The 25,101-nt window shown below is 65.1% G+C and carries 25 protein-coding genes; 13 read left to right on the top strand and 12 right to left on the bottom strand.

Going from position 1 to position 25,101, the window contains the following annotated elements; translation table 11 throughout:
* Nucleotides 1-26: 26 nt before the first annotated feature.
* Complete coding sequence (hslV, locus tag ACQR1W_RS10630; protein ID WP_008969257.1) at nt 27-587, bottom strand: ATP-dependent protease subunit HslV; 561 nt, start codon at nt 585-587, stop codon at nt 27-29.
* Between the two features lie 189 nt (nt 588-776).
* On the opposite strand from hslV, the gene hisB reads away from it, so the two are divergent.
* The 7 genes from hisB (at nt 777) to coaA (ending at nt 5,552) form a co-directional block, all read left to right on the top strand.
* Nucleotides 777-1,370 (top strand): imidazoleglycerol-phosphate dehydratase HisB, encoded by a 594-nt coding sequence (hisB, locus tag ACQR1W_RS10625; RefSeq protein WP_434850728.1) that lies wholly within the window; start codon nt 777-779, stop codon nt 1,368-1,370.
* Nucleotides 1,371-1,394: 24 nt separating this feature from the next.
* Complete coding sequence (locus ACQR1W_RS10620) at nt 1,395-1,919, top strand: DUF2628 domain-containing protein (RefSeq protein WP_434850727.1); 525 nt, start codon at nt 1,395-1,397, stop codon at nt 1,917-1,919.
* Entirely contained in the window at nt 1,916-2,560 is a 645-nt protein-coding gene (hisH, locus tag ACQR1W_RS10615; RefSeq protein WP_434850726.1) for an imidazole glycerol phosphate synthase subunit HisH, read from the top strand. Before ACQR1W_RS10620 ends, hisH begins: the two co-directional genes overlap by 4 nt.
* A gap of 63 nt (nt 2,561-2,623) precedes the next feature.
* The gene (gene hisA / locus ACQR1W_RS10610; protein ID WP_434850725.1) at nt 2,624-3,361 is read left to right on the top strand and encodes a 1-(5-phosphoribosyl)-5-[(5-phosphoribosylamino)methylideneamino]imidazole-4-carboxamide isomerase; all 738 of its coding nucleotides are present in this window, start codon (nt 2,624-2,626) and stop codon (nt 3,359-3,361) included.
* Between the two features lie 11 nt (nt 3,362-3,372).
* Nucleotides 3,373-4,149 carry an imidazole glycerol phosphate synthase subunit HisF gene (hisF, locus tag ACQR1W_RS10605; protein ID WP_008969252.1) on the top strand — a complete coding sequence of 259 codons (777 nt, stop codon included), beginning with the start codon at nt 3,373-3,375 and terminating at the stop codon, nt 4,147-4,149.
* Between the two features lie 77 nt (nt 4,150-4,226).
* The gene (locus ACQR1W_RS10600) at nt 4,227-4,550 is read left to right on the top strand and encodes a phosphoribosyl-ATP diphosphatase (RefSeq protein ID WP_434850724.1); all 324 of its coding nucleotides are present in this window, start codon (nt 4,227-4,229) and stop codon (nt 4,548-4,550) included.
* 45 nt (nt 4,551-4,595) lie between these two features.
* Nucleotides 4,596-5,552, top strand: a complete 957-nt coding sequence (gene coaA, locus ACQR1W_RS10595) for a type I pantothenate kinase (RefSeq protein WP_008969250.1) — start codon at nt 4,596-4,598, stop codon at nt 5,550-5,552.
* 13 nt (nt 5,553-5,565) lie between these two features.
* On the opposite strand, the gene ACQR1W_RS10590 is transcribed toward coaA, so the two are convergent.
* The 3 genes from ACQR1W_RS10590 to ACQR1W_RS10580 all read right to left on the bottom strand — a co-directional run bounded on the left by ACQR1W_RS10590 (nt 5,566) and on the right by ACQR1W_RS10580 (nt 10,117).
* A complete protein-coding gene (locus ACQR1W_RS10590; RefSeq protein WP_434850723.1) occupies nt 5,566-7,806 on the bottom strand; it encodes a response regulator in 2,241 nt (746 codons plus the stop codon).
* Nucleotides 7,807-8,006: 200 nt separating this feature from the next.
* Entirely contained in the window at nt 8,007-8,474 is a 468-nt protein-coding gene (locus tag ACQR1W_RS10585; RefSeq protein ID WP_434850722.1) for a hypothetical protein, read from the bottom strand.
* Between the two features lie 104 nt (nt 8,475-8,578).
* Complete coding sequence (locus ACQR1W_RS10580; protein WP_434850721.1) at nt 8,579-10,117, bottom strand: YifB family Mg chelatase-like AAA ATPase; 1,539 nt, start codon at nt 10,115-10,117, stop codon at nt 8,579-8,581.
* Between the two features lie 225 nt (nt 10,118-10,342).
* Here ACQR1W_RS10580 and ACQR1W_RS10575 point away from each other — a divergent pair, with 225 nt between their 5' ends.
* Nucleotides 10,343-12,319 carry a putative bifunctional diguanylate cyclase/phosphodiesterase gene (locus ACQR1W_RS10575; RefSeq protein WP_434850720.1) on the top strand — a complete coding sequence of 659 codons (1,977 nt, stop codon included), beginning with the start codon at nt 10,343-10,345 and terminating at the stop codon, nt 12,317-12,319.
* A gap of 153 nt (nt 12,320-12,472) precedes the next feature.
* Nucleotides 12,473-13,543, top strand: coding sequence for a DUF2336 domain-containing protein (locus tag ACQR1W_RS10570; RefSeq protein ID WP_434850719.1), 1,071 nt, complete (start codon nt 12,473-12,475; stop codon nt 13,541-13,543).
* Here the strand turns inward: ACQR1W_RS10570 and gshB are convergent, their stop codons facing one another.
* From gshB to rsmI, 3 genes are read right to left on the bottom strand one after another with little or no spacing between them, the layout of a single operon-like run.
* On the bottom strand, nt 13,544-14,485 hold the full coding sequence (gshB, locus tag ACQR1W_RS10565) for a glutathione synthase (protein WP_434850718.1): 942 nt from the start codon (nt 14,483-14,485) through the stop codon (nt 13,544-13,546).
* 32 nt (nt 14,486-14,517) lie between these two features.
* Nucleotides 14,518-14,940, bottom strand: coding sequence for a YraN family protein (locus ACQR1W_RS10560; RefSeq protein ID WP_434850717.1), 423 nt, complete (start codon nt 14,938-14,940; stop codon nt 14,518-14,520).
* On the bottom strand, nt 14,927-15,883 hold the full coding sequence (gene rsmI, locus ACQR1W_RS10555) for a 16S rRNA (cytidine(1402)-2'-O)-methyltransferase (RefSeq protein WP_434850716.1): 957 nt from the start codon (nt 15,881-15,883) through the stop codon (nt 14,927-14,929). Before rsmI ends, ACQR1W_RS10560 begins: the two co-directional genes overlap by 14 nt.
* Nucleotides 15,884-16,105: 222 nt before the next feature.
* Between rsmI and ACQR1W_RS10550 the strand changes: the two genes are divergently transcribed.
* On the top strand, nt 16,106-17,311 hold the full coding sequence (locus ACQR1W_RS10550) for a penicillin-binding protein activator (protein WP_434850715.1): 1,206 nt from the start codon (nt 16,106-16,108) through the stop codon (nt 17,309-17,311).
* 2 nt (nt 17,312-17,313) lie between these two features.
* Here ACQR1W_RS10550 and hemW read toward each other — a convergent pair whose 3' ends face one another.
* From hemW to rph, 3 genes are read right to left on the bottom strand one after another with little or no spacing between them, the layout of a single operon-like run.
* Nucleotides 17,314-18,471 carry a radical SAM family heme chaperone HemW gene (gene hemW, locus ACQR1W_RS10545; RefSeq protein WP_434850714.1) on the bottom strand — a complete coding sequence of 386 codons (1,158 nt, stop codon included), beginning with the start codon at nt 18,469-18,471 and terminating at the stop codon, nt 17,314-17,316.
* Nucleotides 18,458-19,093, bottom strand: a complete 636-nt coding sequence (rdgB, locus tag ACQR1W_RS10540; RefSeq protein ID WP_434850713.1) for an RdgB/HAM1 family non-canonical purine NTP pyrophosphatase — start codon at nt 19,091-19,093, stop codon at nt 18,458-18,460. The genes hemW and rdgB overlap by 14 nt, the downstream gene beginning before the upstream one ends.
* Nucleotides 19,094-19,098: 5 nt before the next feature.
* Nucleotides 19,099-19,812, bottom strand: coding sequence for a ribonuclease PH (rph, locus tag ACQR1W_RS10535; RefSeq protein ID WP_008970660.1), 714 nt, complete (start codon nt 19,810-19,812; stop codon nt 19,099-19,101).
* 148 nt (nt 19,813-19,960) lie between these two features.
* Here rph and hrcA point away from each other — a divergent pair, with 148 nt between their 5' ends.
* Both hrcA and grpE read left to right on the top strand, forming a co-directional pair.
* Complete coding sequence (hrcA, locus tag ACQR1W_RS10530) at nt 19,961-21,049, top strand: heat-inducible transcriptional repressor HrcA (RefSeq protein WP_434850712.1); 1,089 nt, start codon at nt 19,961-19,963, stop codon at nt 21,047-21,049.
* A gap of 134 nt (nt 21,050-21,183) precedes the next feature.
* Complete coding sequence (gene grpE, locus ACQR1W_RS10525; RefSeq protein ID WP_434850711.1) at nt 21,184-21,807, top strand: nucleotide exchange factor GrpE; 624 nt, start codon at nt 21,184-21,186, stop codon at nt 21,805-21,807.
* Nucleotides 21,808-21,890: 83 nt separating this feature from the next.
* Here the strand turns inward: grpE and pncA are convergent, their stop codons facing one another.
* On the bottom strand, nt 21,891-22,607 hold the full coding sequence (gene pncA / locus ACQR1W_RS10520) for a bifunctional nicotinamidase/pyrazinamidase (RefSeq protein WP_434850710.1): 717 nt from the start codon (nt 22,605-22,607) through the stop codon (nt 21,891-21,893).
* A 382-nt stretch (nt 22,608-22,989) separates the two neighbouring features.
* Between pncA and ACQR1W_RS10515 the strand changes: the two genes are divergently transcribed.
* Nucleotides 22,990-24,510, top strand: coding sequence for a hypothetical protein (locus tag ACQR1W_RS10515; RefSeq protein WP_434850709.1), 1,521 nt, complete (start codon nt 22,990-22,992; stop codon nt 24,508-24,510).
* Here ACQR1W_RS10515 and ACQR1W_RS10510 read toward each other — a convergent pair whose 3' ends face one another.
* Complete coding sequence (locus ACQR1W_RS10510) at nt 24,511-25,101, bottom strand: class I SAM-dependent methyltransferase (RefSeq protein WP_434851138.1); 591 nt, start codon at nt 25,099-25,101, stop codon at nt 24,511-24,513.

The following is a 25,101-nucleotide window of genomic DNA, read 5'->3' as shown; positions in this document are numbered from 1 at the left end:
AAGGCCTGCCGCCGGCGAAAGGTTCGTCAGCCGGCCGAGAGCGCCTCGATGGTAATGTTACGGTTCGTGTAGACGCAGATGTCGGCGGCAATGTCGAGCGCGCGGCGGACGATGGTCTCGGCGTCCTTGTCGGTGTCGATCAGCGCACGGGCCGCGGCGAGCGCGTAATTGCCGCCCGAGCCGATCGCCATCACCCCGGCCTCCGGTTCCAGCACGTCGCCGGTCCCGGTCAGAACCAGCGAGACGTCCTTGTCGGCGACGATCATCATCGCCTCCAGCCGCCGGAGGTAACGGTCGGTGCGCCAATCCTTGGCGAGCTCCACGGCGGCCCGCGTCAGCTGTCCCGGATACTGCTCGAGCTTGCTTTCCAGCCGCTCGAACAGGGTAAAGGCGTCGGCGGTCGCGCCGGCGAAGCCGCCGATCACATCGCCCTTGCCGAGCTTGCGAACCTTCTTGGCGTTGGACTTGATCACGGTCTGGCCGATCGAGACCTGGCCGTCGCCGCCGACGACGACCCGCCCGCCCTTGCGGACCGTCAGGATCGTGGTGCCGTGCCAGACCGGCAGCTCATTGGGGGATGCTTGCATCAGGGAATCCTCAGTCGAGGCCCTGCATCTAGGGGCTGCCGGCCAGGGATGCAATTACCGGCTTGCGCCGGCCAAGGCTTGAAATCCGGTCACCATGGGCCGAGATACGCTCTCGTCGCGTCATCCTGCAGTAGCGAAGCTGACATCCGCCTGTTAAAAGGGCCGCGTTTTCAAGGGAAAGCTGACCCCATGCGCAGCGCGACCATCAAGCGCAAGACCAAAGAGACCGACATCGAGGTGACCGTTAACCTCGACGGCACCGGCGTGTCCGAGATCGCGACCGGTATCGGTTTCTTCGATCATATGCTGGATCTGCTGGCACGCCATTCCCGCATCGATATGACGGTCAAGGCGGTCGGCGACCTCCATATCGACTACCACCACACCACGGAAGATGTCGGCATCGCGCTGGGTCAGGCGGTGAAGCAGGCGCTCGGCGACATGGCCGGCATCACCCGCTACGCCTCGATTCACATGCCGATGGACGAGACGCTGACCCGGGTCGTGATCGACGTGTCCGGCCGTCCGATGCTGGTGTTTCGTGCCGCCTTCCCGCGCGACAAGATCGGCGAGTTCGACACCGAGCTGGTGCGCGAATGGTTCAACGCGTTCGCGATGAATGCGGGCATCACGCTGCACGTCGAAACCTTGTACGGCGAGAACAGTCATCATATCGCCGAATCCTGCTTCAAGGGTCTGGCGCGAGCGCTGCGCACGGCGATCGGCATCGATCCGCGTGCAGCGGGCGAAGTGCCATCCACCAAGGGTCGGCTCGGCGGCTGACCTCCGTCACGGAGGACTATCAAGATGCCGGTCTATACGGTTCACGCGCCGCTCGCCTCAGGCGCGGATCTGCGCTCGACCGACCGTTTCGTATTCGTCCGCGACGGCTTCCATCTGTGGGCGGCCGTGCTCGGCGTGCTCTGGCTGGCCTGGCACAGGCTGTGGCTGGCGCTGATCGGCTGGATCATTCTGGTGGCTGCGGTCGATGCGATCCTGCTCAGCTTCGGCATCGGACGCGGCACCGTGGTGCTGGCCGATGTCCTGCTTGCGATATTGCTGGGGCTTGAGGCGTCCAGCCTGAAGCGCTGGAGCTTTTCGCGCGGCAATTGGCGGCAGCTCGACATCGTGGTCGGCGACGATCTCGACGCGGCGGAACGGCGCTTCTTCGAGCGTTGGGCCGCGCGTCGCGGCGCCACGGGTTACGACAATCACACCGTCGATCGCGGCGCGCCGCCGCCGACGCGTGACAATGGCAATGGGCTGCGGCCACCGCCGCTGCCGCATGCCAGCATCATTGGCTTGTTTCCAGAACCAGGAGGTGGACGATGAGTGTTGCCATCATCGATTACGGTTCTGGTAATTTGCATTCCGCCGCCAAGGCCTTCGAGCGTGCCGCGCGCGGCACGGAGGAAAAGATCGTCGTCACGCGCGATCCGGACGTGGTCTACCGCGCCGACCGCATCGTGCTGCCCGGCGTCGGCGCCTTCGCCGACTGCCGGCATGGTGTCGACGCCGTCGACGGCATGCTGGAGGCCTTGACCGAGGCGGTGCGTCACAAGGCGCGGCCGTTCTTCGGCATCTGCGTCGGCATGCAGCTGATGGCGACCCGCGGCAAGGAGCACGTCATCACCGAGGGCTTCGACTGGGTCGCGGGCGATGTCGAGAAGATCACGCCGCGCGACGAAAGCCTGAAGATCCCGCATATGGGCTGGAATACGCTCGACCTCGCGCAGGAGCACCCGGTGCTGGAGCGGTTGCCGCTGGGACCGAAAGGGTTGCACGCCTATTTCGTGCACTCCTATCACCTCAACGCGGCGAACGAGAATGACGTGCTGGCGCGCGCCGACTATGGCGGGCCGATCACCGCGATCGTCGCCAAGGACACCGCGATCGGCACGCAATTCCACCCGGAGAAGAGCCAGCGTTTCGGACTCGCCTTGATCTCCAACTTCCTGAAGTGGAAGCCGTAGCTCTTGCGTTCCTCTCCGCCGCTGCTGCGCGGGGAGGAGCCGCATGTTGAAAGATTCGTTCTAATGATCCTGTTTCCCGCTATCGACCTCAAGAACGGGCAATGCGTGCGCCTCGAGCAGGGCGACATGGCGCGTGCCACCGTGTTCAACCTCGATCCCGCTGCGCAAGCCAAGAGCTTTGCCGATCAGGGTTTCGAGTACCTGCATGTGGTCGATCTCGACGGTGCCTTCGCCGGCAAGCCTGTCAACGCGCAGGCCGTCGAGGCGATGCTGGCCGCGGTCAAGATGCCGGTGCAGCTCGGCGGCGGCATCCGAGATCTGAAGACGATCGAGGCGTGGCTCGCCAAGGGCATCACCCGCGTCATCATCGGCACCGCGGCTGTGCGCGATCCCGAACTGGTGAAGACCGCGGCAAAGAGCTTTCCCGGGCGCGTCGCCGTCGGCCTCGACGCGCGCGATGGCAAGGTTGCGGTGGAAGGCTGGGCGGAGACCTCCGAGGTCACCGCGCTCGACATCGCCCGCCGCTTCGAGGATGCCGGTGTCGCCGCCATCATCTTTACCGATATCGCCCGCGACGGCCTTCTGAAGGGGCTCAATCTCGATGCCACCATCGCGCTCGCCGAGCAGATTTCGATCCCGGTGATCGCTTCCGGCGGGCTGGCTTCGATCGATGACGTCACGGCGATGCTCTCGCCGCGCGCCAGGAAGCTGGAAGGAGCCATCGCCGGCCGTGCGCTCTATGATGGGCGGCTTGATCCGGCCAAAGCGCTCGATCTGATCCGCCGCGCGCGCGCCGCGTAGGAGAAATTCCGATGTTCAAGGTTCGCGTCATTCCCTGCCTCGACGTCAAGGACGGCCGCGTGGTCAAGGGCGTCAATTTCGTCGACCTGCGCGATGCCGGCGACCCGGTCGAGGCTGCGATCGCCTATGACGCCGCGGGTGCCGACGAGCTCTGCTTCCTCGACATCACCGCGACCCACGAGAACCGCGGCATCATGCTGGACGTGGTCCGGCGGACGGCGGAAGCCTGCTTCATGCCGGTCACCGTCGGCGGCGGCGTCCGCACCATCGACGATATCAGGACCCTGCTGCGCTCCGGTGCCGACAAGGTCTCGATCAACTCCGCCGCGGTCGCCCGCCGCGAGTTCGTGAAGGAAGCGGCGGAGAAATTCGGCGAGCAATGCGTCGTGGTTGCGATCGACGCCAAGCGAGTGTCGCGCGCCGGCGGCTCGGAACGCTGGGAGATCTTCACCCACGGCGGCCGCAAATCGACCGGCATCGATGCGCTGGAATATGCGGAGGAGGTGGTCTCGCTCGGAGCGGGCGAGATCCTGCTGACCTCGATGGACCGGGACGGTACCAGGCAGGGGTTCGACATCCCGTTGACCCGGGCGATCGCCGACAGCGTAGCCGTTCCGGTGATCGCCTCGGGTGGCGTCGGCAACCTCGATCACCTGGTCGAGGGAATCCGTGAGGGCCATGCCACCGCGGTGCTGGCGGCATCGATCTTCCATTTCGGGGAATTTACTATCCGTGAGGCCAAGGACCATATGGTCCGTGCCGGCCTGCCGATGCGGCTCGATCCCTGACGACTTCGCGTCGCAAAACTGCTAAATAGGAACTTCTGTGCCGGTCCTTCACCGGCGCCTGTACCGAGTACCGCCCGATGTCCCGTTTCACGGTCCATGACCTGGCCGCCATCATCGATGCCCGCGCCGAGGCGGGCGGCGAGGCATCCTATACCCGCAAGCTGCTGGACAAGGGTCCGCAGCACTGCGCCAAGAAAATGGGCGAAGAGGCTGTCGAAACCGTGATCGCGGCGATCGGGAATGATCGCGATCATTTCATCGCCGAAAGCGCCGATCTGCTGTTTCATCTGCTGGTGTTGTTGAAGTCGCGCGGCGTCCGTCTCGATGAGGTCGAGGCGGCCCTGGCCAAGCGAACCGGCATGTCCGGACTGGAAGAAAAAGCGTCACGCAAGGTGGAATAGCGCAGCGGACTTTAGGAGACCGCTGGGGGAAACGAGGTCAGCGTCATGGATATGCGCGCCACAGAACAACAATATAATCCCTATCGCATCTTCACCCGCGAGCAATGGGCGGAGCTACGCAACGATACGCCGATGACGCTGGAGCCTGGCGAGTTCTCCAAGTTGCGTTCGATGCACGACCGCCTCGACCTGCAGGAGGTCGAAGACATCTATTTGCCGCTGTCCCGGCTGTTGTCGATCTATGTCGATTCCACGCAGCGGCTTTACTACGCGGAACGCCAGTTCCTGGGGATCCGCGATCGCAAGGTGCCCTACATCATCGGCGTCGCCGGATCGGTCGCAGTCGGCAAGTCGACCACCGCGCGTGTGCTGCAGGCGCTGCTGGCGCGCTGGTCGCCCCGGCCGAAGGTCGACCTGATCACCACCGACGGCTTCCTGTATCCGACGGCCGTGCTGGAGCGCCAGGGCCTGATGCAGAAGAAGGGCTTCCCTGAAAGCTACGATCTGCCGCTGCTGCTCGGCTTCCTCTCAGACATCAAGTCCGGCCGTCATCCGGTGCGGGCACCGGTCTACTCGCATCTCACCTACGACATCGTGCCGAACCAATGGACCGAGATCGACCAGCCGGACATCCTGATCGTCGAGGGGGTGAACGTGCTGCAGACCGGTCCGCTGCCGCGCGACGGCAAGGCCGTGCCGGTGGTGTCGGACTTCTTCGATTTCTCCGTCTACATCGACGCCGAGGAGCCGGTGCTGCGCAACTGGTATGTGAAGCGCTTCCTGGCCCTGCGCGATACCGCGTTCCACGATCCGCGCTCCTACTTCCATCGCTATGCGCTGTTGTCGGACGACGAAGCGACCGCGACCGCAATCGCGATCTGGGAACGCACCAACCTCGCCAATCTCGAAGACAACATCCTGCCGACCCGGCCGCGGGCGACCTTGATCCTCAAAAAGGGTCCCGATCACGGCGTCGAGACGGTGGCGCTGCGGCGCCTATGATCGTTCCGCGGGATCAGGCCGGCACGTGGCGAGCAGCTGCCAATGCGGCGAGCGCCTCGTCAAGTTTGTCGCGATCGAGCGGCTTGATCAGGAAGCCGTCCATGCCGGCTTCGAAGCAGGCGTAACGATCTTCCACCAGCGTGTTGGCCGTGAGCGCCAGGATCGGCGTCCGCCGACCGGTTTCCGACGCCTCTTGGGCGCGAATGCGTTTGGCGGCCTCCATGCCGTCGAGGCGCGGCATCTGGATATCCATCAGGATCAGATCATACGGCGTGCCGGCGGATTTGGCTGCCTCCCAAGATTCCAACGCCGCTTCGCCATTGGTGGCGATCACGACGCGATGGCCGAGCCGCGTCAGGAGCGAGCGCATCAAGAGGGCGTTGATCTCGTTGTCCTCCGCAACCAGGATCGATAGGCCCTCGCTGGAGCTCGCCGATGTCGGCACGTCCGGCTCGACGACGGATTCTTCGGCCAAAGGAGGCGCGGTCACATCGGGCGAGCCGGCGAGCCGGGCTGCCAGCGATGCCGCGCGCAATGGTTTGACCAGATAGCCGGTGAACGGCGCGCTTGGTTGAAGCTCATGTCGCGTCGACGGGGTCACCAGCACGATGCGCCGGGTTGCATGATGGCGCGCGGCCTCTCCGATCGCTAGCGCCATCTCGCGCCCGATCGCCTCGTCGATCAGCACGGCGTGCCATGACCGTTCCGGCAGCAGCGCCTGCGCAATCCCGGCATCAGGTGCGAAGCAGGTCTGGGCGCCCCAATTGTGCAGCCGTCGTTCGATCAGCTCCGTGGCGAGACCCGCTGTCGCCACCAGCAGCACGGAACGTGCGCTCAGATCGGGACCGGCAAAACTGTTCTGTTCGCCGCGCTCGAGCGCGGCCGGCAGGGGAACGGCGACCTCGAAAGTCGAGCCGGCGCCCGGCGCGCTGTCCAGGGTGATGCGGCCGCCCATGCGCTTGACGATCCGGTCGGTGATCGCAAGGCCGAGCCCCGTGCCGCCGAAGCTGCGTGCGACGCGCTCATCGGCCTGTTCGAATTCACGGAAGATGCGCGCCTGCGCCTCGGGCGCGACGCCGATGCCGGTGTCGCGCACCCGGAAACTGATCTCGCCGGGCCAGATTCCCGGCTCGACGATCAGCGCGACGCCGCCGGTCATCGTGAACTTGATCGCATTGCCGGCGACATTGAGCAGCACCTGCCGCAGCCGCGCGGCGTCGCCGACCACGAAGGAGGGCAGGCGCTCGTCGATATAGGCCGCGATCTCCAGATTCTTCGCCTGCGCGCGCGGTGCGAGCAGCTCGGTGATGCCCTCGATCAGCGGCGTGAGCGCGAACGGTCGCGCCTCGAGGTCGAGCTTGCCGGCCTCGATCTTGGAATAATCGAGCAGCTCCTCGATCAGCGACATCAGCGCTTCGCCCGACGTCTTCACGGCCTTGGCATAGGTCGTCTGTTCCGGCGTCAGGTTGGTGTCCAGCAGCAGGCCGCTCATGCCGATGATGCCGTTGAGCGGCGTGCGAATCTCGTGGCTCGCCATCGCCAGGAAGCGTGACTTGGCGCGGCTGGCCGCATTGGCCTGGTCGCGCGCGTCGGCCAAGGCGCGTTCGGTTTCGGTGCGGTCGGTGACATCGCGGCCGACACATTGCAGCACGGCCGGCTGTCCCGCATCCGCGCGCACCAGCGCTTCCCGCCAGGCGATCCAGCGCGGACCGAGCGGCGTGTTGATGCGCTGGTCGTGCACCCTGGTGCCGTTCGGCTCCAGGGCACTGTCACCCTGCTCGAGCAGCTCGAATGAGAAGCTGGTGCCGAGCAGCGCGTCGCTCTCTCGGTCGGCCATCTGGCAATAGGCGTCGTTGGCGAAAGTGATCCGGCCGTCGCCATCGCGCATCACAATCAGATCGCCCTGCGATTCGAACAGGCTACGCGCGCGTTCAGCGGCTTCCTGCAGCTCCCAATTGCGGTCGGTGAGCACCTCGTTGTGAAGCGCGAGCTTGTGCAGCTTCTTGGCGACGAGGCGCAGCCGCATGCTCAAGGTGGCGAGCCCGACGCAAGCCAGCGCAAACAGGAAGCTGGCGCCGATCGCAAATGCATGCGGATTGTAGCCGGAATTCTCGGACTGGCTCCCTTTGATGAAGCCATAGGCGCCGCCAAAGCCGGCGGAGAAGATCATCATTGAGCGCAGAACACCGATCGCCAATTGATGGCGGCGCGCAAAGCGACGCAAGCGCAGCTTGATGCGGAAGAATGGTCCCATCGCCGATCACCCTTGACGCATTTGAGTGCTGGAGCATGATCCGGAAAAGTGCGAAGCGGTTTTCCGAACAAGATCATGCTCAATCAAAAATCTAAGCATCGCTTCCAAGCAGGATGCGGTGTCGATCTTGCAGAGAGCTTGAGTGTGGCTCAACAATGCGCTGCCCCGTGCGAACGAGGTGAACGAGATGCTAACGTCAGTCAGAGCAGCGCATTGGTGAGGTACGCACTGGTGCCGTGCGCGCCGATGATCAGCACTGCGGCCTGTTGCACGGTGAACCGGCTGGATCGGACGAAGATGCGATCGCCCGTAGGCCCTTCCGGCGCGAGATAAACGCGCGGCGCGTCTTGCGCGGGATCTCGAGCCATCGCGAAGAATTGGGTCGCCGCCGTCACGCCGCAGCCCTTGTCGTCCGCAACCTGCCCTTCGTTGGCGATGACGAGATCCGCGGTCTCGGCGCTCTCCGCCAAAGCAACGCGAACCGGGGCGAGCACGGGATCGTCGGTGACGTCGACGTGAAGGTCGGGATGAAAAGGCGCCGAGCCGATTTCGACGGCATCAGTGCCGACAGCGATGCAGGGACGCGCGGCAGACGACAGTTCGATCTTGCCGGCAACGGCCGCCGTCGCGGCCAACGCGATCGCGACCAGCACTTTGAAACGCAACATCACGCGCACAATTTGACCCCTGGAGTATGAACGCGGGCCTTATGGTTGTTGGAGCGTAAAGAGAACTCGTTATCGATTCGTTGACGGCGGGACCGGGGCACCGCTCACGCCGCGTGTCGGGCTTCGTCGGCAAGCGCGCGATAGGACAAGGCTTCCGCGAGATGCAGCCGGCCGATCTTGTCGGCGTGATCGAGATCGGCGAGCGTGCGGGCGACACGCAGCACCCGATGATAGCCGCGCGCCGACAGCCGCATCGTTTCCGCCGCTTCGCGCAGCAGCTTTTGGCCCTGCGCATCCGGCCTGGCGATCTCATCGAGCACCGCCGCCGGCGCTTCGGCATTGGTGCGGATCTGCGGCAGCCCCGCGGCCGCATAGCGCGCGCGCTGCACCTCGCGCGCGGCCGCGACGCGGGCGGCCACCTCCTTCGAGCCCTCCGCCGCCGGCGGCAGGATCAGGTCGGCGGCGGTCACCGCCGGCACCTCGATGCGCAGGTTGATCCGATCCATCAGCGGACCGGAGATGCGCATCTGATAGTCGGCGGTGCAGCGATCGATGCGGCCGCGCTTGCAGGCATAGCCGGGCTCGAAGGCGTTGCCGCAGCGGCAGGGATTCATGGCGGCGACCAGCATGAACCGCGCCGGATAGGTGACGCGATGATTGGCCCGCGAGATCGAGACCTCGCCGTTCTCCAGCGGCTGCCGCAGCGAATCCAGCACGCGCGGATCGAACTCCGGCAATTCGTCCAGGAACAGCACGCCCTGATGTGCCAGCGAAATCTCGCCGGGCTTGGCCCGCAGGCCGCCGCCGGTCAGCGCGGCCATGCTGGCCGAGTGGTGCGGGCTGCGGAACGGCCGCCGCGAGGTCAAGGCGCCGCCTTCGATCTCGCCGGCAACCGAGGCGATCATCGACACTTCGAGCAGCTCGGATGGCGAGAGCGGCGGCAAGATCGACGGCAGCCGCGCCGCGAGCATCGACTTGCCGGCGCCGGGCGAACCGATCATCAGCAAATGATGGCCGCCGGCAGCAGCGATCTCGAGCGCACGCTTGGCGCTCTCCTGCCCCTTGATGTCGCGCAGATCGAGCGCGCTGGCCTGGGCTTCATGAATTTTCGGCTGCGGGCGCGACAGCACCTGCGTGCCCTTGAAATGGTTGGCGATCTGGATCAGCGAGCTCGCCGCGATGATCTGGATGTCCGGACTGGCCCACGCCGCTTCGGCGCCGCAGCCAGCGGGGCAGATCAGGCCTTCCTCGCGCGCATTGGCGCCAATGGCGGCCGGCAGCACGCCGGCCACAGGCGCGATCGACCCGTCGAGGCCGAGCTCGCCAAGCACCGTGAAGCCACCAAGCGCATCCGGCGGGATCGCACCGATCGCCGCCATCAGCCCGAGCGCGATGGGCAGGTCATAGTGGCTGCCCTCCTTGGGCAGGTCGGCCGGCGCGAGATTGACTGTGATCCGGCGGGCCGGCAGCGCCAGACCCGAGGCGATCAAGGCCGATCGCACCCGCTCGCGCGCCTCCGACACCGCTTTGTCAGGCAGCCCGACAATGGCAAACGCCGGCAGCCCCGGCGCAACCTGGACCTGCACGTCGACCGCGCGGGCCTCGATGCCCTCAAAGGCAACCGTCGTGACGCGCTGGACCATGCCACCCCCTCCGTGAAACCGAAGGTAGCCAAAGACGCCCGACCGCGCAAGAACAATACATGAACATGGTGACCGCGGGAGTCGCCGTTGGAGAAACCCGGCCGCCCTGTCGAATTAACCCGGCCTTAGGCCCAGCTTTGGATGCTCGTGCCGCGCGAGCCGCGGCTTTCGGGCCACCGCTCCGTCGTTGTGTCACTCCGCAGTTGAAATGCCGCCCGAGCCAACATGCAGATCAAGGATACCGACCTGAAGGCGACGGCTGTGGCGAAGGCCCAGGCGACGAACTCGCTGCAAAATATCGCGCTGACATTGCTGTCGAACGTTGCGATCGCCGTCTCGCTGGCGCTGCTGCTCTATCTCGAGGACGGAGGAACCCTCATCTTCTCGTGGCTCGCCGCGGCGGTTGCTTTCGCGCTGTTTCGAGCCTGGCGGGTGTTGGCGATGAAGTCCTCGGGCCTGCGGGAGTCCGATCCGCAGCGGCTGCTGCGATTTCTCACCACCATGGCGTTTGCGAGCGGGTTGTTGTGGTCCGTCGTGCCTCTCTGCTTCGGTGCCTTTCTCACCCAGCAGGCCCTCTACTGCGTCGTCTTCATCATGGCCGGCACGACGACCGGCGCCATCATCCAAAGTCTCGCTTATTCGCCGACGGCAATCGCATTTGGTACGCCGTTGATGGGGGCGACACTGCTGCGGATGCTGATGTCCGGGAGCGGTGTCAGCTACATCATCGCGGCGGATGTGGTGTTCCTGACCTTGATGCTGTTCCGCGCCGCCGTCCTCGGCGAGCGCAATTTCATCGCCAGCCAGATCACGGCGTTTGAAGCGACTGATCTCGCCGGCTCCCTGGCCGAGGCAAACAGCGAGGTGCTGAGCTCCAACCGGGCGCTGGAGCAGCTGGTGCGGACCGACCCGCTCACTGGCCTGGCCAACCGGAGTCACTTCCGCGACGTTGCCGACCCGGCGTGCCGTAGCGGCCAAGGCGTGGCGTTCGTCCTGTTCGACATCGATAACTTCAAGACCATCAACGATACCCTTGGTCATGACGCCGGTGACCGCGTCCTCGCCGAGGTGGCCGACGTGCTCCGCTCCGCCTGCCGGGTCGATGACTTACCGGTACGCCTCGGCGGCGATGAGTTTATTGTGGTGCTCCAGGGACCCGCCGTCGCGGCGCGGTCGGCGGCGTTCGCCGAACAGCTGACGAAAGCCCTGTCGCTGCCGTTGACGATCGCGGGTCAACCACAGTCGATCAGCTGCTCGATCGGCATTGCTGTGCACCTTGAAGGCGACATCGCTGTCGATGATCTCTGCGCCCGAGCCGATGCCGCGCTTTACCGGGCCAAGGAGGACGGGCGAGCCCGCACGCGCGTCTTCGACGCGCAGATGCAGACCGAGTTCGCGCTCCAGCGTCGACTCGACCTCGACCTGCCGCAGGCGCTGGCGCGGGGTGAGCTCCACCTCGAGTTCCAACCGCAGGTCACGATGGCAAGTCGCGAGGTGATCGGGTTTGAGGCCCTGCTCCGCTGGAGACACCCGAGCGCGGGCATGATACCGCCGCCGGACATCGTGCGTGCGGCATTTCGGCTGCGCGTGTCGAACAAGCTGACCGCCTTCGTCGCCGAGCGGGCCTGTGCGTTCGTGCGGGCGCTCGATGCAAGCCAGGCACCGCAGGTCAAGGTCGCCGTCAATGTCTCGCCCCGCGAGTTTTCTACTCATTCGCCGGCGCGCATCCTCAAGGACGCGGCGGATCGATATGGGGTCGACCCGCGGCGGATCGAGATCGAGATCACCGAGGAGACGATGTTCGACCCCAAACGCTGCGCCGACGAGCTGCGGCTGATCCACGACTACGGCTTCGGCCTTGCGGTCGACGATTTCGGCGTTGGTCACTCCTCGATTGCCAACCTGGTGGCGGTCGAGCTCGATACCATCAAGATCGACCGTTCGTTCATCCATGACCTCCCGGCGAGTTGCCGCAATCAGCAGCTGGTCATGGCGATCGCCGCGGTCGCGCTGCCGCTTGGGCACAGGATTATCGCCGAGGGGGTTGAGACTGAGGAGGAGGCGCGGGCGCTGCGGACGCTCGGTTGCATCTACGGGCAGGGCTGGCTTTACGGTCGGCCGATGACCGAGAGCGACGCGATCGCCTGGCTGGCACGCGGCAGCGATGGCGAGGAGGTCGCGGTCGCAGTCTCGGCCGCCTGACACTGGATGGCGGCTCGCCGGTCTTGCAGGGCGCCACCATGGCGGGAGGCCGGCTTAACGCGGTTTTAGGCGGATCTTTGCATGCTCTGACAAGATCGCGCCTGCGGCGTCGGTTCGGCAGGCATCCTCGCGACCGCTAGAGGTAAAAAGACCATGAATCAACGGCATCCGGCGCTCCAACCGGCAAAGCAGCCCGCCGGGGAGACCCGGACGGTCTCCGAATTGTCGACCGAGATCCTGCGCAAGACCACGGCGCTGCTGTTATCCGGGCCGCGCCCGCACGCCACCGAGCAGCTTGATCTCTACGACCAGATTTTTGCGCGACTGATGCCGCAGGTCGCCGTCGAGGCGTTGGCCGAGCTGAGCGCTGCGCTCGGCACCATCGAGCGCGCGCCTTACGCCACGGCGCGCCTGCTGGCGAGCCATGCTGACGTGCGGGTTGCTGCCCCCATGCTCGCCAAGGCGGCCGTGCTATCAGATCGCGACCTCGCGGACTTCATCAAGACCAGCAGCCAGCCGCAATTGGTCGCGGTCGCCAGCCGCAAGGCAATCGGCGAGCCCTTGACTGAACTGCTGATTGCGCGCGGCTATCCTGCCGTGCGCATGGCGCTGGTGCAGAATCTGACGGCGCGCTTCTCCGAGGATGGCTACCGCAGCCTGTTCAAGGCCGCCGAACGCGACGAGGATCTCGCCGAGAAACTCGGCCAACGCGCTGATCTCCCGGCCAAGCTGTCGCGCGCCTTCGTGGCGGCGGCGAGCGATGTCGCACGAGCGAGATTCATCAAGGCTGCCCCGCCAGCCACCAAGGCCACGCTGCAGGCGACGCCCACGCGCGCGGCCAACGTCGCGATCCGCGCCACCTGGGACTACACCCAGATCAAGGGCGAGATCGCAGTCCTCAACCGGACCGGCAAGCTCGGCGACGCCGCCGTCAACCGGTTCGCCGCCACCAACGACTATCCGGCCGTGATTGCCGCGCTGGCGCTGTTGTCGGATGTCAGCATCGAGACCATCGAGTGCCTGATGGACGACGATCGGATCGGCGATCTCCTGATCGCCTGCAAAGCCTCGCGCCTGAGCTGGGCCACGACCTCGATGATCCTCCGGGGACGGCCGGGCTGTGCGCGGATCTCCAATGAGGACTTCGACGAGAGCCGCAAGCGTTTCGACAAGCTCGTGCTCTCCGAGGCGCAGTTGAAGGTCCGCGGCCTGAAGCCGACCTGATCAGCTGCGCTTCTTCTCGATCACGTCCCAGACACGGCCTGCGATGTCGGGGCCTCCGAGCCGGGCAATCGCGCGAATGCCCGTGGGCGAGGTCACATTGATCTCGGTCAGGTTGCCATCGATCACATCGATGCCGACCAGCAGTAGTCCGCGTTCGCGCAAGGCCGGCCCCAAGGTCTCGCAGATCTCGCGCTCGCGAGCACTGAGATCGGTAGCCTGCGCCGCGCCGCCGCGGACCATGTTGGAGCGTAGATCATCGGCGGCCGGCACGCGGTTCACCGCACCGGCGAATTCGCCGTCCACCAGGATGATGCGCTTGTCGCCATGCTTGACCTCGGGAAGGAAGCGCTGGATCACCCAGGGCTCCTTGAAGGTCACCGAGAACATGTCGAACAGCGACCCGAAATTCATGTCCTGCGGCATGACGCGGAACACAGCCGCACCACCATGGCCATGCAGCGGCTTCATCACGACCGCGCCATGCTGATCGCGGAAGGCGTTGATCTCGTCGAGGTCGCGCGAGATCAGGGTTGGCGGCATCAGTTGTGGGAAGTTCATCACGAACAGCTTTTCCGGCGCGTTGCGCACGCTGCCCGGGTCGTTCACCACCAGCGTCTTGGGGTGGATGCGCTCCAGGAAATGCGTTGAGGTGATGTAGGCCAGATCGAACGGCGGATCCTGGCGCAGCAGCACGACGTCGAACGAGGTCAGCAGCGTCGGCTTCGGCTCACCCAGCGTAAAGTGGTCGCCGACCTCGTCGCGCACCGTCAGCGACTGCACCGGCGCGACCAGCTCATCGCCGCGCAAGGACAGCTTGTCCGGAGTGTAATAGGACAGCGCGTGCCCGCGGCGCTCGGCTTCCAACAGCAGCGCGAAGGTCGAATCGCCACGGATGTTGATGCGCGCAATGGGGTCCATCTGGACGGCGACATTCAATTTCATGAGGCTGGTTCCGGTGTCTGCGGTAAGCTTGTTCAAGGGCTGGCGTCGAACGCTGCCACCAGATGGCGCGGCAGGCTCTTCGGCGCAATCAGAATAGCATCGAAGCGCAATTCGAATTCGGCATGTTCGGGATGCGCCATCAGCCAGGCTTGGGCCGCGTCGATGATGCGCTGCTGCTGGCGCGGCGTCACCGCATAGGCGGCATCGTCGAGCGAGGCGCGCGCCTTGACCTCGACAAAGGCAAGCAGGTTGCGCCTGCGCGCGATGATGTCGATCTCGCCATGCGGGGTGCGGAAACGTCTGGCGAGGATGCGGTAACCCTTCGCGATCAGCAGAGCGGCGGCCCGGCTTTCAGCCGAAAGCCCGGTGCGAAAGGCAGCGACCCGTTCAGGCGCGGCGACCTTCGCGGGTTTCGGAGGCGTGCCGTCGGGGCTTGCCGCGTCAGCCATGGCCATCGCCCTCTCCCGCCTGCTTGTCCTTGGCGAGCGCCAGCGCACGGGCATAGACCTCGCGCCGCGGTCGTCCCGAGAGCTCGACCGCGTGCATGACCGCGTCCTTGACGCTCTCGGTCCGCAATTGCTCCTTCAGCAGCGCATCGAGCGCGTCGGACGACATGACCTCGGCGTCGCGCGCGGGCGGACCGATCACCAGGACGAACTCGCCGCGGGTCTCCAACGCTGCCGCATTTGCGGCAAGCTCGGCAAGCGATGCGCGCGTGACGTCCTCATGGAGCTTGGTCAGCTCGCGGCAGATCGCGGCCTCGCGTGCGCCGAGGATCTCGGCGAGTTCGGCCAACGTCTCCTGCACGCGGCTGCCGGATTCGAACAGCACCAGCGTGGCATCGATGCGCGCGAGCTCTGCGAGCCGGCTGCGGCGCGCCTGTTGTTTCGCCGGCAGGAACCCGTCGAAGAAGAAGCGGTCCGTCGGCAGCGCCGCGAGGTTCAACGCTGCGAGCACCGAGGATGCGCCGGGCAATGCCGTCACCGCATGTCCGCCAGCGCAGGCTGTGCGCACCAGCTTGTAACCGGGATCGGAAATCAGCGGCGTGCCTGCGTCGGACACCAGCGCGATGGCCGCGCCGTCCGCCAGGCGCTGCAACAGCTTTGGACGCGCGCTCTCTGCATTGTGTTCGTGATAGGGGGTGAGCTCGGCCGAGATGCCGTAGCGCTCGGTCAACCGTCGCGTGATCCTGGTGTCTTCGCAGGCGATCAGGTCGACGCCCGCCAGAGTCTCGAGCGCGCGCAGCGTGATGTCACCGAGATTGCCGATCGGCGTTGCCACGAGGTAAAGACCAGGCCGGGCCTTTGACGCTGCAACGGCGTGCCCTGCGACCATATAACTGGTTGCGGCCGTGTTGCCGTTGTCGGCCGGTGTATTCGGGATTGCCTTTGCGCCCATCACGTCAATCTAGAGGGTGGATCCGGCGAATGCCACCCGCGTTCACGACGTGCCGCGGTCGCCGAAACGGACCGCAAAACGGTGAATTCGACCAGTTGTGGGGTCCTCTAATCCTTTTGTTTTGGTTAACCATTCGCCGACAATATGCCTGAATCCACCCCCCATGTCAGTGCGGGGGGCAGATCAATCCTGGCCGGTCTCCGGCCAAGCTGAAGAGATGCCATGGCAGGCCCGCTTGATCCCAACTCAGCTGCTTCGAGGCCGGAACCTTCCCGGATTGGTCGGCGAACGGCGTTGGGTCTCCTTCTCGGCGCGCCGTTGTTGTCGGCGTGTTCCAGCGTGTCCAATCCGTTCGAGCAGGCGGGCCCCGCCGGCCCGCCGCAGCAGCCGACCGTCGCAGGCAATGGCCAGGTCAAGGTCGGCATGATCCTGCCGCTTTCCGCCGCCGGCAATGCCGGGGTTGCCGCGCAGTCGATGCGGCATGCGGCCGAGATGGCGCTGGCCGAGTTCCAGAACCCCAACATCCAGCTCCTGATCAAGGACGATGCCGGCAGCCCGCAAGGTGCACAACAAGGTGCACAGCAGGCCTGCGACGAGGGCGCCGAGATCATCCTCGGACCGCTGTTTGCCGGGTCCGTGCCACCGACCGCGCAGGTGGCTCGAGCACGCAACGTCTCGGTGATCGCATTTTCAACCGATTCCAGCGTCGCCGGGCGCGGCGTCTATCTCCTGAGCTTTCTTCCCGAGTCCGACGTCAACCGGATCGTCGAATACTCCGCCGGGATCGGCAAACGATCGTTCGCGGCGCTGTTGCCGGACAATGCCTATGGCACCGTCGTCGAAGGTGCCTTCAAGACCGCGATCAGCCGCAAGGGGAGCTGCCGCATCGTCGCGTTCGAGAAATATTCCGGCGACCGCACCGCATCAGCACGGGCCGTCGCACAGTCGCTCGCTGGCGCTGATACGCTGTTCCTGGCCGACGACGGCGACGCAGTCGTTGCCACTGCCGATGCGCTGACGGCCGCGGGCGCAAACCTGCGCAATATTCAGCTGGTCGGCACCGGGCTATGGGACAATCCGCGGGTTTATGCCAGCGCCAGCCTGCAGGGCGGTCTGTACGCCGCGCCGGATCCGTCCGGATTCCGCGCTTTTGCCGGCCGTTATCGCACGCGCTTCGGTTCGGAGCCGGTGCGCACCGCGACCCTTGCTTATGACGCGGTGGCGCTGGTGGCCGCACTGGCGCGGACGCAAGGCCCGCAGCGCTTCGCGCCCGACGTGCTCACCAACGCGTCGGGATTTGCCGGCATCGACGGCCTGTTCCGCTTCCGTACCGATGGCACCAATGAGCGCGGCCTGGCTGTGATGCGCGTTGCCTCCGCCGGCGGCCAGGCGGTTGCGGGGTCACCGAAGAGCTTTGGCGCGACCTGAGCTCAGGCGGCGAGATCGGCCACGACCGCGTCGAGCACGGGGAAACCCTCCTGCGTCACGCGCAGCCGGCCGTCGGCATCGACCATGATGGCGCCCTCCTCGCGCAGCAGCGCAATCCGGCGCGGATCGAGCGCGCGGCCTGAGATCGCAGCATAGCGCTTGGGGTCGATGCCCTCGGCGAGCCGCAGCCCCATCAGCAGAAATTCGTCGGCGCGTTCCTCGCGGTTGAGCGTGTCATCGGTCATGACGCCGTGGCCGTTGGCTTCGACCCGCATCAGCCAGGCTTCCGGCCGCTTGTCGGTCGCTGTCGCGTATCTGACGCCGTTGATGTCCAGGCGCCCGTGCGCGCCGGGTCCGATGCCGGCATATTCCTGGCCGCGCCAATAGACCAGATTGTGCCGGCATTCCGCGCCTGGCCGGGCGTGGTTGGAGATCTCATAGGCCGGCAGGCCATGCCGGCTGCAGATCTCCTGCGTCACGTCATAAAGTGCGCGCGCCAATCCCTCGTCGGGGGTTCTCAGCTTGCCGGCGGCATGCAGGCCGAAGAACGGCGTGCCCTCTTCGATCGTGAGCTGATAGAGCGACAGGTGTTCGGCTGCTTCACCGATCGCACGCTCCAGCTCCTCCGACCACATTTGCGGCGTCTGATCGGGACGCGCATAGATCAGGTCGAAAGAATAACGATCAAAGGCCGAGCGGGCGATCGCGACCGCCTTCATCGCCTCGTCAGCTGTGTGTAAACGGCCCAGCATTTTCAGCGATGGATCGTCGAGCGCCTGCACGCCGAGCGAGACGCGGTTCACTCCGGCCGCGCGATAGCCGGCAAAGCGCGTGGCTTCGACGCTGGTCGGGTTTGCCTCCAGCGTCACCTCGACATCGTCGGCAACGCGCCAATGCTTGCCGATGGCTTCGAGAATCGCGCCGACCGTCTGCGGCTGCATCAGCGATGGTGTGCCGCCGCCGAGGAAGATCGAGGTGACATCGCGCGGTCCGATGCGCGCGGCCGTGGTCTCGATCTCGCGCGCAAAGGCGCGCGCGAACCGCTCCTGGTCGATGGCGACGTGCCGGACATGGCTGTTGAAGTCGCAATAGGGACATTTCGACAGGCAGAATGGCCAATGCACATAGACGCCGAATGCGGATGCGTCAGCGCCGATCAAGGCAAATCTCCGAAAGTTTCACGAAGGCGCGGGCCCGGTGCGACAGGCCGAGCCCGAGCGGCGGCAAGCCGTGCTTCTCGACCGCCGTCATCTCGCCAAACGTCCTGTCATGGCCATCGGGCTGAAACATCGGATCGTAGCCGAAGCCGGCGGTGCCGCGCGGCGGCCAGACCAGGATGCCGTCGACGCGCGCCTCGACCTCTTCGATATGGCCGTCGGGCCAGGCTACGCAGAGCGCGGAGACGAAATGCGCGCGGCGCTGTTCCGGCGAGGTCGCGCCCCGTTCCTGCAGCAGCCGTTCGATCCGGGTCATCGCGGCGGTGAAGTCCTTGCCCGGTCCTGCCCATCGCGCGGAGTAGATGCCGGGTGCGCCGTCCAGCGCCTCGACCACGATGCCGGAATCATCGGCGAAGGCCGGCAGCTGCGCGGCGTTTGCGGCCGCGACCGCCTTGATCCGCGCATTGGTCTCGAAGGTCTCGCCGGTCTCGTCCGGTTCGCCGAGCCCGAGCTCGCCGGCCGAGACGGCCTCCACCCCATGCGGCGCCAACAGCTCGCGCATCTCGACGAGCTTGCCGGGATTGTGGGTGGCGATGACCAGACGGCCTTCGATTTGGCGGTGCATCTTGCTTATGCCACCGCGAGCTTCTGCAGGTCGACCAGCCGCGCCACGCCCTTGCGCGCCAGCGCCATCAGCGACAGGAATTCCGCTTCGGTGAATGGGGTCTTCTCGGCCGTGCCCTGCACCTCGATGATCCGACCGTCGCCGGTCATGACGAAATTCGCGTCGGTCTCGGCCTCGGAATCCTCGGCATAATCGAGGTCGAGCACCGGTGTGCCGTTATAGATGCCGCAGGAGATCGCAGCGACATTGGCGCGCAGCACCTCGGCTTTAAGCATATTGCGGGTTTTCATCCATTTCACGCAGTCGGCGAGCGCGACCCAGGCGCCGGTGATGGAGGCGGTTCGGGTCCCGCCATCGGCCTGCAACACGTCGCAATCGACCGTGATCTGGCGCTCGCCGAGCGCCTCGAGATCGATGGCGGTTCGCAAGGAGCGGCCGATCAGGCGCTGAATCTCGACCGTACGGCCGTTCTGCTTGCCGGCCGAGGCCTCGCGCCGGGTCCGCTCCAGGGTCGCCCGCGGCAGCATGCCATATTCAGCCGTGACCCAGCCGCGACCCTGCCCCTTCAGCCAAGGCGGCAGCCGATCCTCCAGCGTCGCGGTGACCAGCACGTGGGTGTCGCCGAACTTCACCAGGCAGGACCCTTCGGCATATTTGACCACGCCGCGTTCCAGGCTGACGGTGCGCAGTTCGTCCGGTGCACGGCGGCTCGGCCGCATGGAAATCCTCCGAAGCAGGGGAATGTCGGAATGCCCGGGCCTTGTAGGAGGGGCAAACGGGACCGGCAAGGCTTTAATCGCGCCGCCCAACCGCTTGCCACCGGGCTGCCGCATGGACAAATTATGGGCAGTTGAGAGGGAGTATTTGGTGGCCCAGCACGATCCGATCAACCTGATGACGCCGCCGGCCGGGCTTGCGCAGCTCAACGAGCGCTCGCGGGAGATTTTCCGGCAGATCGTCGAGAGTTACCTGGCGACCGGCGAGCCGGTCGGCTCGCGCAACATCTCCCGCCTGATAGCGGTTCCATTGTCGCCGGCCTCGGTCCGGAACGTCATGGCCGATCTCGAGCAGCTCGGCCTGATCTTTGCCCCCCATACCTCCGCCGGCCGGCTGCCGACCGAGCTCGGACTGCGCTTTTTCGTCGATGCGCTGATGCAGGTCGGCGACATGACCGAAGCCGAGCGGCAATCGATCCAGAGCCAGCTGGCATCCGTGGGCCGGGCTCAATCGGTGGAGGCGGCGCTGGACGAGGCGCTGACCCGGCTCTCCGGTCTGACGCGGGCCGCCGCCGTGGTGCTCACGGCCAAGTCCAATTCGCGGCTGAAACACATTGAATTCGTCCGCCTGGAGCCGGAACGGGCGCTGGTGGTGCTGGTCGGCGAAGACGGCCAGGTCGAGAACCGCGTGCTGGCCTTACCGCCTGGGGTTCCGTCCTCCGCGTTGACCGAAGCCTCGAATTTCCTCAATGCGCGGATCAGGGGGCGGACGCTGGCCGAGGCGCGGTTGGAGCTCGAGACCGCACTGGCGCAGGACCGTGCCGACCTTGATGAACTGACCCAAAAGGTGATCGCCGCCGGATTTGCGAGCTGGTCGGGCGGCGACCATGACGACAGGCAGCTGATCGTTCGGGGCCACGCCAATCTCCTGGAGGACCTGCACGCGCTCGACGATCTCGAGCGGGTGCGCCGGTTGTTCGATGATCTCGAAACCAAGCGCGGTGTGATCGACCTGCTCGGACGCGCCGAACATGCAGATGGGGTCCGTATCTTCATCGGCTCGGAAAACAAGCTGTTTTCGCTGTCGGGATCTTCGACCATCGCCGCGCCATATACTGATGCGACAGGTCGCATCGTCGGAGTGCTCGGCGTGATCGGTCCGACGCGTCTGAATTACGCGCGGGTGATCCCGACGGTCGACTACGCCGCGCGTCTGGTCAGCCGGCTGCTCGGTGGCTGATCGCGGGCAACAATGTACCAAACCTGCCGGCCTTTCGCCGGTGGGGATCATGCTGTGCTTGATTTTCGGTGCCCAAAGCACGATATCCCGGCCAGCACACCTCCCTTCCTGTTGATTTTGCGAGAAGTCTGTCCATGACCGATCCCGACCTGCAGAACAATGATCCGGCGAACCCGGGGCAGGCCAGCGAACCCGTCGTCTCCAAGCCCTATGTGATGCCCGACGATCCCGAGCCGGGATCGGCCGAGGCATTGGCCAAGGAGGCCGCCGAGGCGCGGGACAAGATGCTGCGCACGCTGGCGGAGATGGAAAATCTGCGCAAGCGCACCGCGCGCGAAGTGGCTGATGCTCGTATGTACGGCATCACCGGCTTTGCCCGCGACGTGCTCGATATCGCCGACAACCTGCAGCGCGCGCTCGATGCGGTGCCGGCGGAAGCCCGCGCCGCAGCCGATCCCGGCCTGAAGGCGCTGATCGAAGGTGTCGAGCTCACCGAGCGTTCGCTGCACAACACGCTGGAGAAGAACGGCGTGAAGCGGCTTGATCCGTCGGGCCAGAAGTTCGATCCGAACTTTCATCAGGCGATGTACGAGGTCCCCGATCCGTCGGTGCCGTCAGGCACGGTCGTTCAGGTGGTTCAGTCCGGCTATACGATCGGCGAGCGCGTGCTGCGGCCGGCGCTGGTCGGCGTGTCCAAAGGCGGACCGAAAGCTGCTCCCAGCGCGGCAAGCACGGACGAATCGAACAGCGCGTTCTAGTCTCGGCGCACACGGCGAAGATTTGAAAGGGTCACGGATATCGTCCGTGGCCCTTTTCTTATCGAGATCAGCTCGGCGGCGTTTCAGGCCGCGATATCGGCGGATTGGATGCGTTTGACGCCCGCCTCCGCCATATCGGCCCAGGCCTTGGCGAGCGAACCCTGGGTGTCGATCCCGCGGCACGCGTCTTCCACGACGTAGGTCGTAAAGCCCGCCTTCCGCGCATCGAGCGCGGTCCAGGCCACGCAGAAATCTGTCGCAAGGCCCGCCACGAAGACAGTGGTGATGCCGCGCGCCTTCAAATAGGCGGCCAAGCCAGTGGTGGTCTTTCCATCCGCCTCCGTGAATGCCGAATAGCTGTCGACGTCGTTGTGGTAGCCCTTGCGGATGACGAGCTCGGCCTGCGGGATCGCGAGGTCCTTCGATAGCGCGGCGCCGTCGGTGCCTTGCACGCAATGGTCCGGCCACAGCACCTGCTTGCCATAGGCGAGATCGATCACCTCGAACGGCTTCTTGCCGGAATGCGTCGATGCAAATGAAATGTGGGCCGGCGTATGCCAGTCCTGCGTCATCACCACGTTCGTGAACGCCTTGGCGATCCGGTTGATCACCGGGACCACCTGTTCGCCGTCCTTGACCGCGAGGCTGCCGCCGGGCAGGAAACAGTTCTGCACGTCGATCACCAGCAGCACTGACGCATCATCCGGCTTGATCGCGTCCGCCGCCCATACCTTGTCAGCGGCGAGCGTCGCAAGCGCGGAAATCCCAAGACCCCGAACAATCTGCCGTCGGTCCAACATGGCGCTCCCCTCTCGTTGGAAAGCGACAGCAAACCAGCTTCACACGGGAGCGTAAAGTTTGATTTGGCGTCAGCGCCGGCTGCAGCGCGCTCGATCCGGCTGGTTGGCCAGCGGCTTCGTTCCGTGAATTTTTACCGTGCCGACGTCGCCGGCCGCCGCATCCAAAATCACGCTTTAACCAACCCCCGCTAGGGTTGCGGATCTGACATTCGCTTCGGTACGCAGCGCCTGATCCAGGCGAATGTCAGATCCAAAGCCGCGTTAGCGACTTGATTCTGCTCGTATCCTTCGGCTCTGGGTTCATAAGCGGACCAGCGGCGAACCGATACGAAGGTCAGAGTCGGGACACCAGCGCGGGACGATCCCCTTGAAGGACCGATCCATGAGCTCGGAAATTGAAGCCGCATCCCGCCACGCGCTGGCTCAGGCTGGTCGCGAACGGCTGGTATGGACGCCGTGGTTCTTGATCGGCGCTGTGTTCGTCCTCGCGATCCTGATGCGACAGGTCGTTCCCTTGAATACCGACGTGAGCTGGCTCCTGGTGGTCGGCGAACGCATGCTGGACGGCCAGCAACTCTACCGCGATATCGTTGAGATCAATCCGCCGATGGCGGCCTTCGCCTATCTGCCCGGCGTCGCGCTGGGCCGCGCGCTCCATGTCGATCCGCGACATATCATTGATGCGCAGCTTCTGTTGCTCGCGGCGGCTTCGCTGTTCGCGACGTCACGCATCATTCTGCTGTCGCCGCTGTCGCGGGCCCAGGTCAACTGGGCGCTGTTTTCGATCTGGGCTGCGGCCGTCGTGACAATCCTGCCGATGCACGTCTTCGGCCAGCGCGAGCACATCGCGACGCTCACCTTCCTGCCGGCGCTCGCCGTGTATGCGTTGCGCAGCAATCGTGATCCGGTACCAGCCTGGGCCGTCATCATTGCCGGCGTCGGCGTCGGAATCACCCTCGCGTTCAAGCCGTTTTTCACGTTTCCGGCGGTCCTCTGCATCTTGGCGGGCGTCATTCGGTCGCACGATTGGCGTCTCGTATTTGCGCCCGAAAACTTCATTGCCGGCGCGATCGTGCTTGTCGTGAGTACCGGGACGTATCTGCTCTATCCCGAATATTTCACCCTCACCTATCCGCTGGTTCGCGACACCTACCTGTCGTGGTCGATGTCGCCGTCCGTCATCTTTCTGAATACGGCGACACTTCTCCTCGTCGTTGCGCTCGCATTTGTCGCTGTGACAATGCACCGAGGCCGGTTGGACGGACTGTTACTCGCCGCAATTGTTGCGTCCGTCGGATTTGCGATCTCCTTTTACCTGCAGCGGCGCGGTTGGTCCTATCATTCGTATCCCATGGTCGCGCTTGCGATGCTCGCCATGGGCTACGCCGTGATGAGCAAGGCCGCTGCGGGCGCGCCGCTTCGTCTGTCACGCCCGGCGACGACGATCATTCTAACGGCATCCTTCGTCCTCGGCCTGCAATGGTTCAACACGCAGGTCCATATCGGTCCGGTGCTGGAGGCGGTCGCGCGGCTCAAGCCACATCCGCGGTTGTTGGTCCTGAGCGGCGAGGCGGCGATCGGACATCCGCTGGTGCGCGACATCGGTGGTGTGTGGGTTTCACGGCAGGAAAATTTGTGGCTTCGCGAGTTCGTGCGGCTGACGCGCGAAAGAACCTCGGTCGATGCGCCGACCGATGCCAGACTGAACGAGTATCTGGCGCTGGAGCGCAGCTGGCTGATCGAGGATTTCAAGAAGTTGCCGCCCGATCTCGTGCTGGTCGACAATCTACGGGACGGGTGGGGCGATTGGGTCCGCGCCGACGCCGAACTGCTGCTGCTGCTCAGACCCTATCGGCTGGTAGGGTCGGTCGAAGGGATCGACATCCTGGAACGGACGGAATGATTATTTCTGCGAGACGCCGATCGCGAACGTATAGGGCACGCGAGAGTAATTGTCGCGAATGACCAGGTTCACTTGTGGGAAGGCGCTGCGAAGCAGGTGGTAGTAGCCATTGCGGTCGCGGATGAAGTTGCCGCGATCGTTGTCAAGGAGCCATTTCGCAATGCGCGACTGTCCTTCGCAATAGCAACCGTCGAGGGTGAAGAGAACGCCATCATCTGCGAGCACCTCGCGGATAGCGGCGAGCGTGGTTTTCAGTTCGTCATCGGAAATGTGGTGCAGGACCCCATTCATCATGACGACATCAGCGCCAGCGAACTCCTGTGCCGCGGCTGCGTCGAAGTGGCGGCAATGGAACGCGCCGAGATGTCCGAACGATCGTCGAGCATACGCAACGTAGGTCTCGTCGACATCGAACCCCGTGTAGTCGATGCCTTCGGGCAGATGGCGGAGAATATAGCCGGGTCCGCATCCGATATCGATGATCCGCATATCTGGGCGCAGGGTCAAATAGTCCCTGATCGCCTTGATCCGCGCACCGAAGAACCCGCCGGCGTTCTGGTAGGCCTGATACAGGACCGGATGCTTCAGCAT

Origin of the sequence: Bradyrhizobium sp. HKCCYLS1011 (assembly GCF_051167795.1) — a bacterium.
Lineage (GTDB): Bacteria > Pseudomonadota > Alphaproteobacteria > Rhizobiales > Xanthobacteraceae > Bradyrhizobium.
This window is presented reverse-complemented; position numbering and strand designations above follow the sequence as displayed.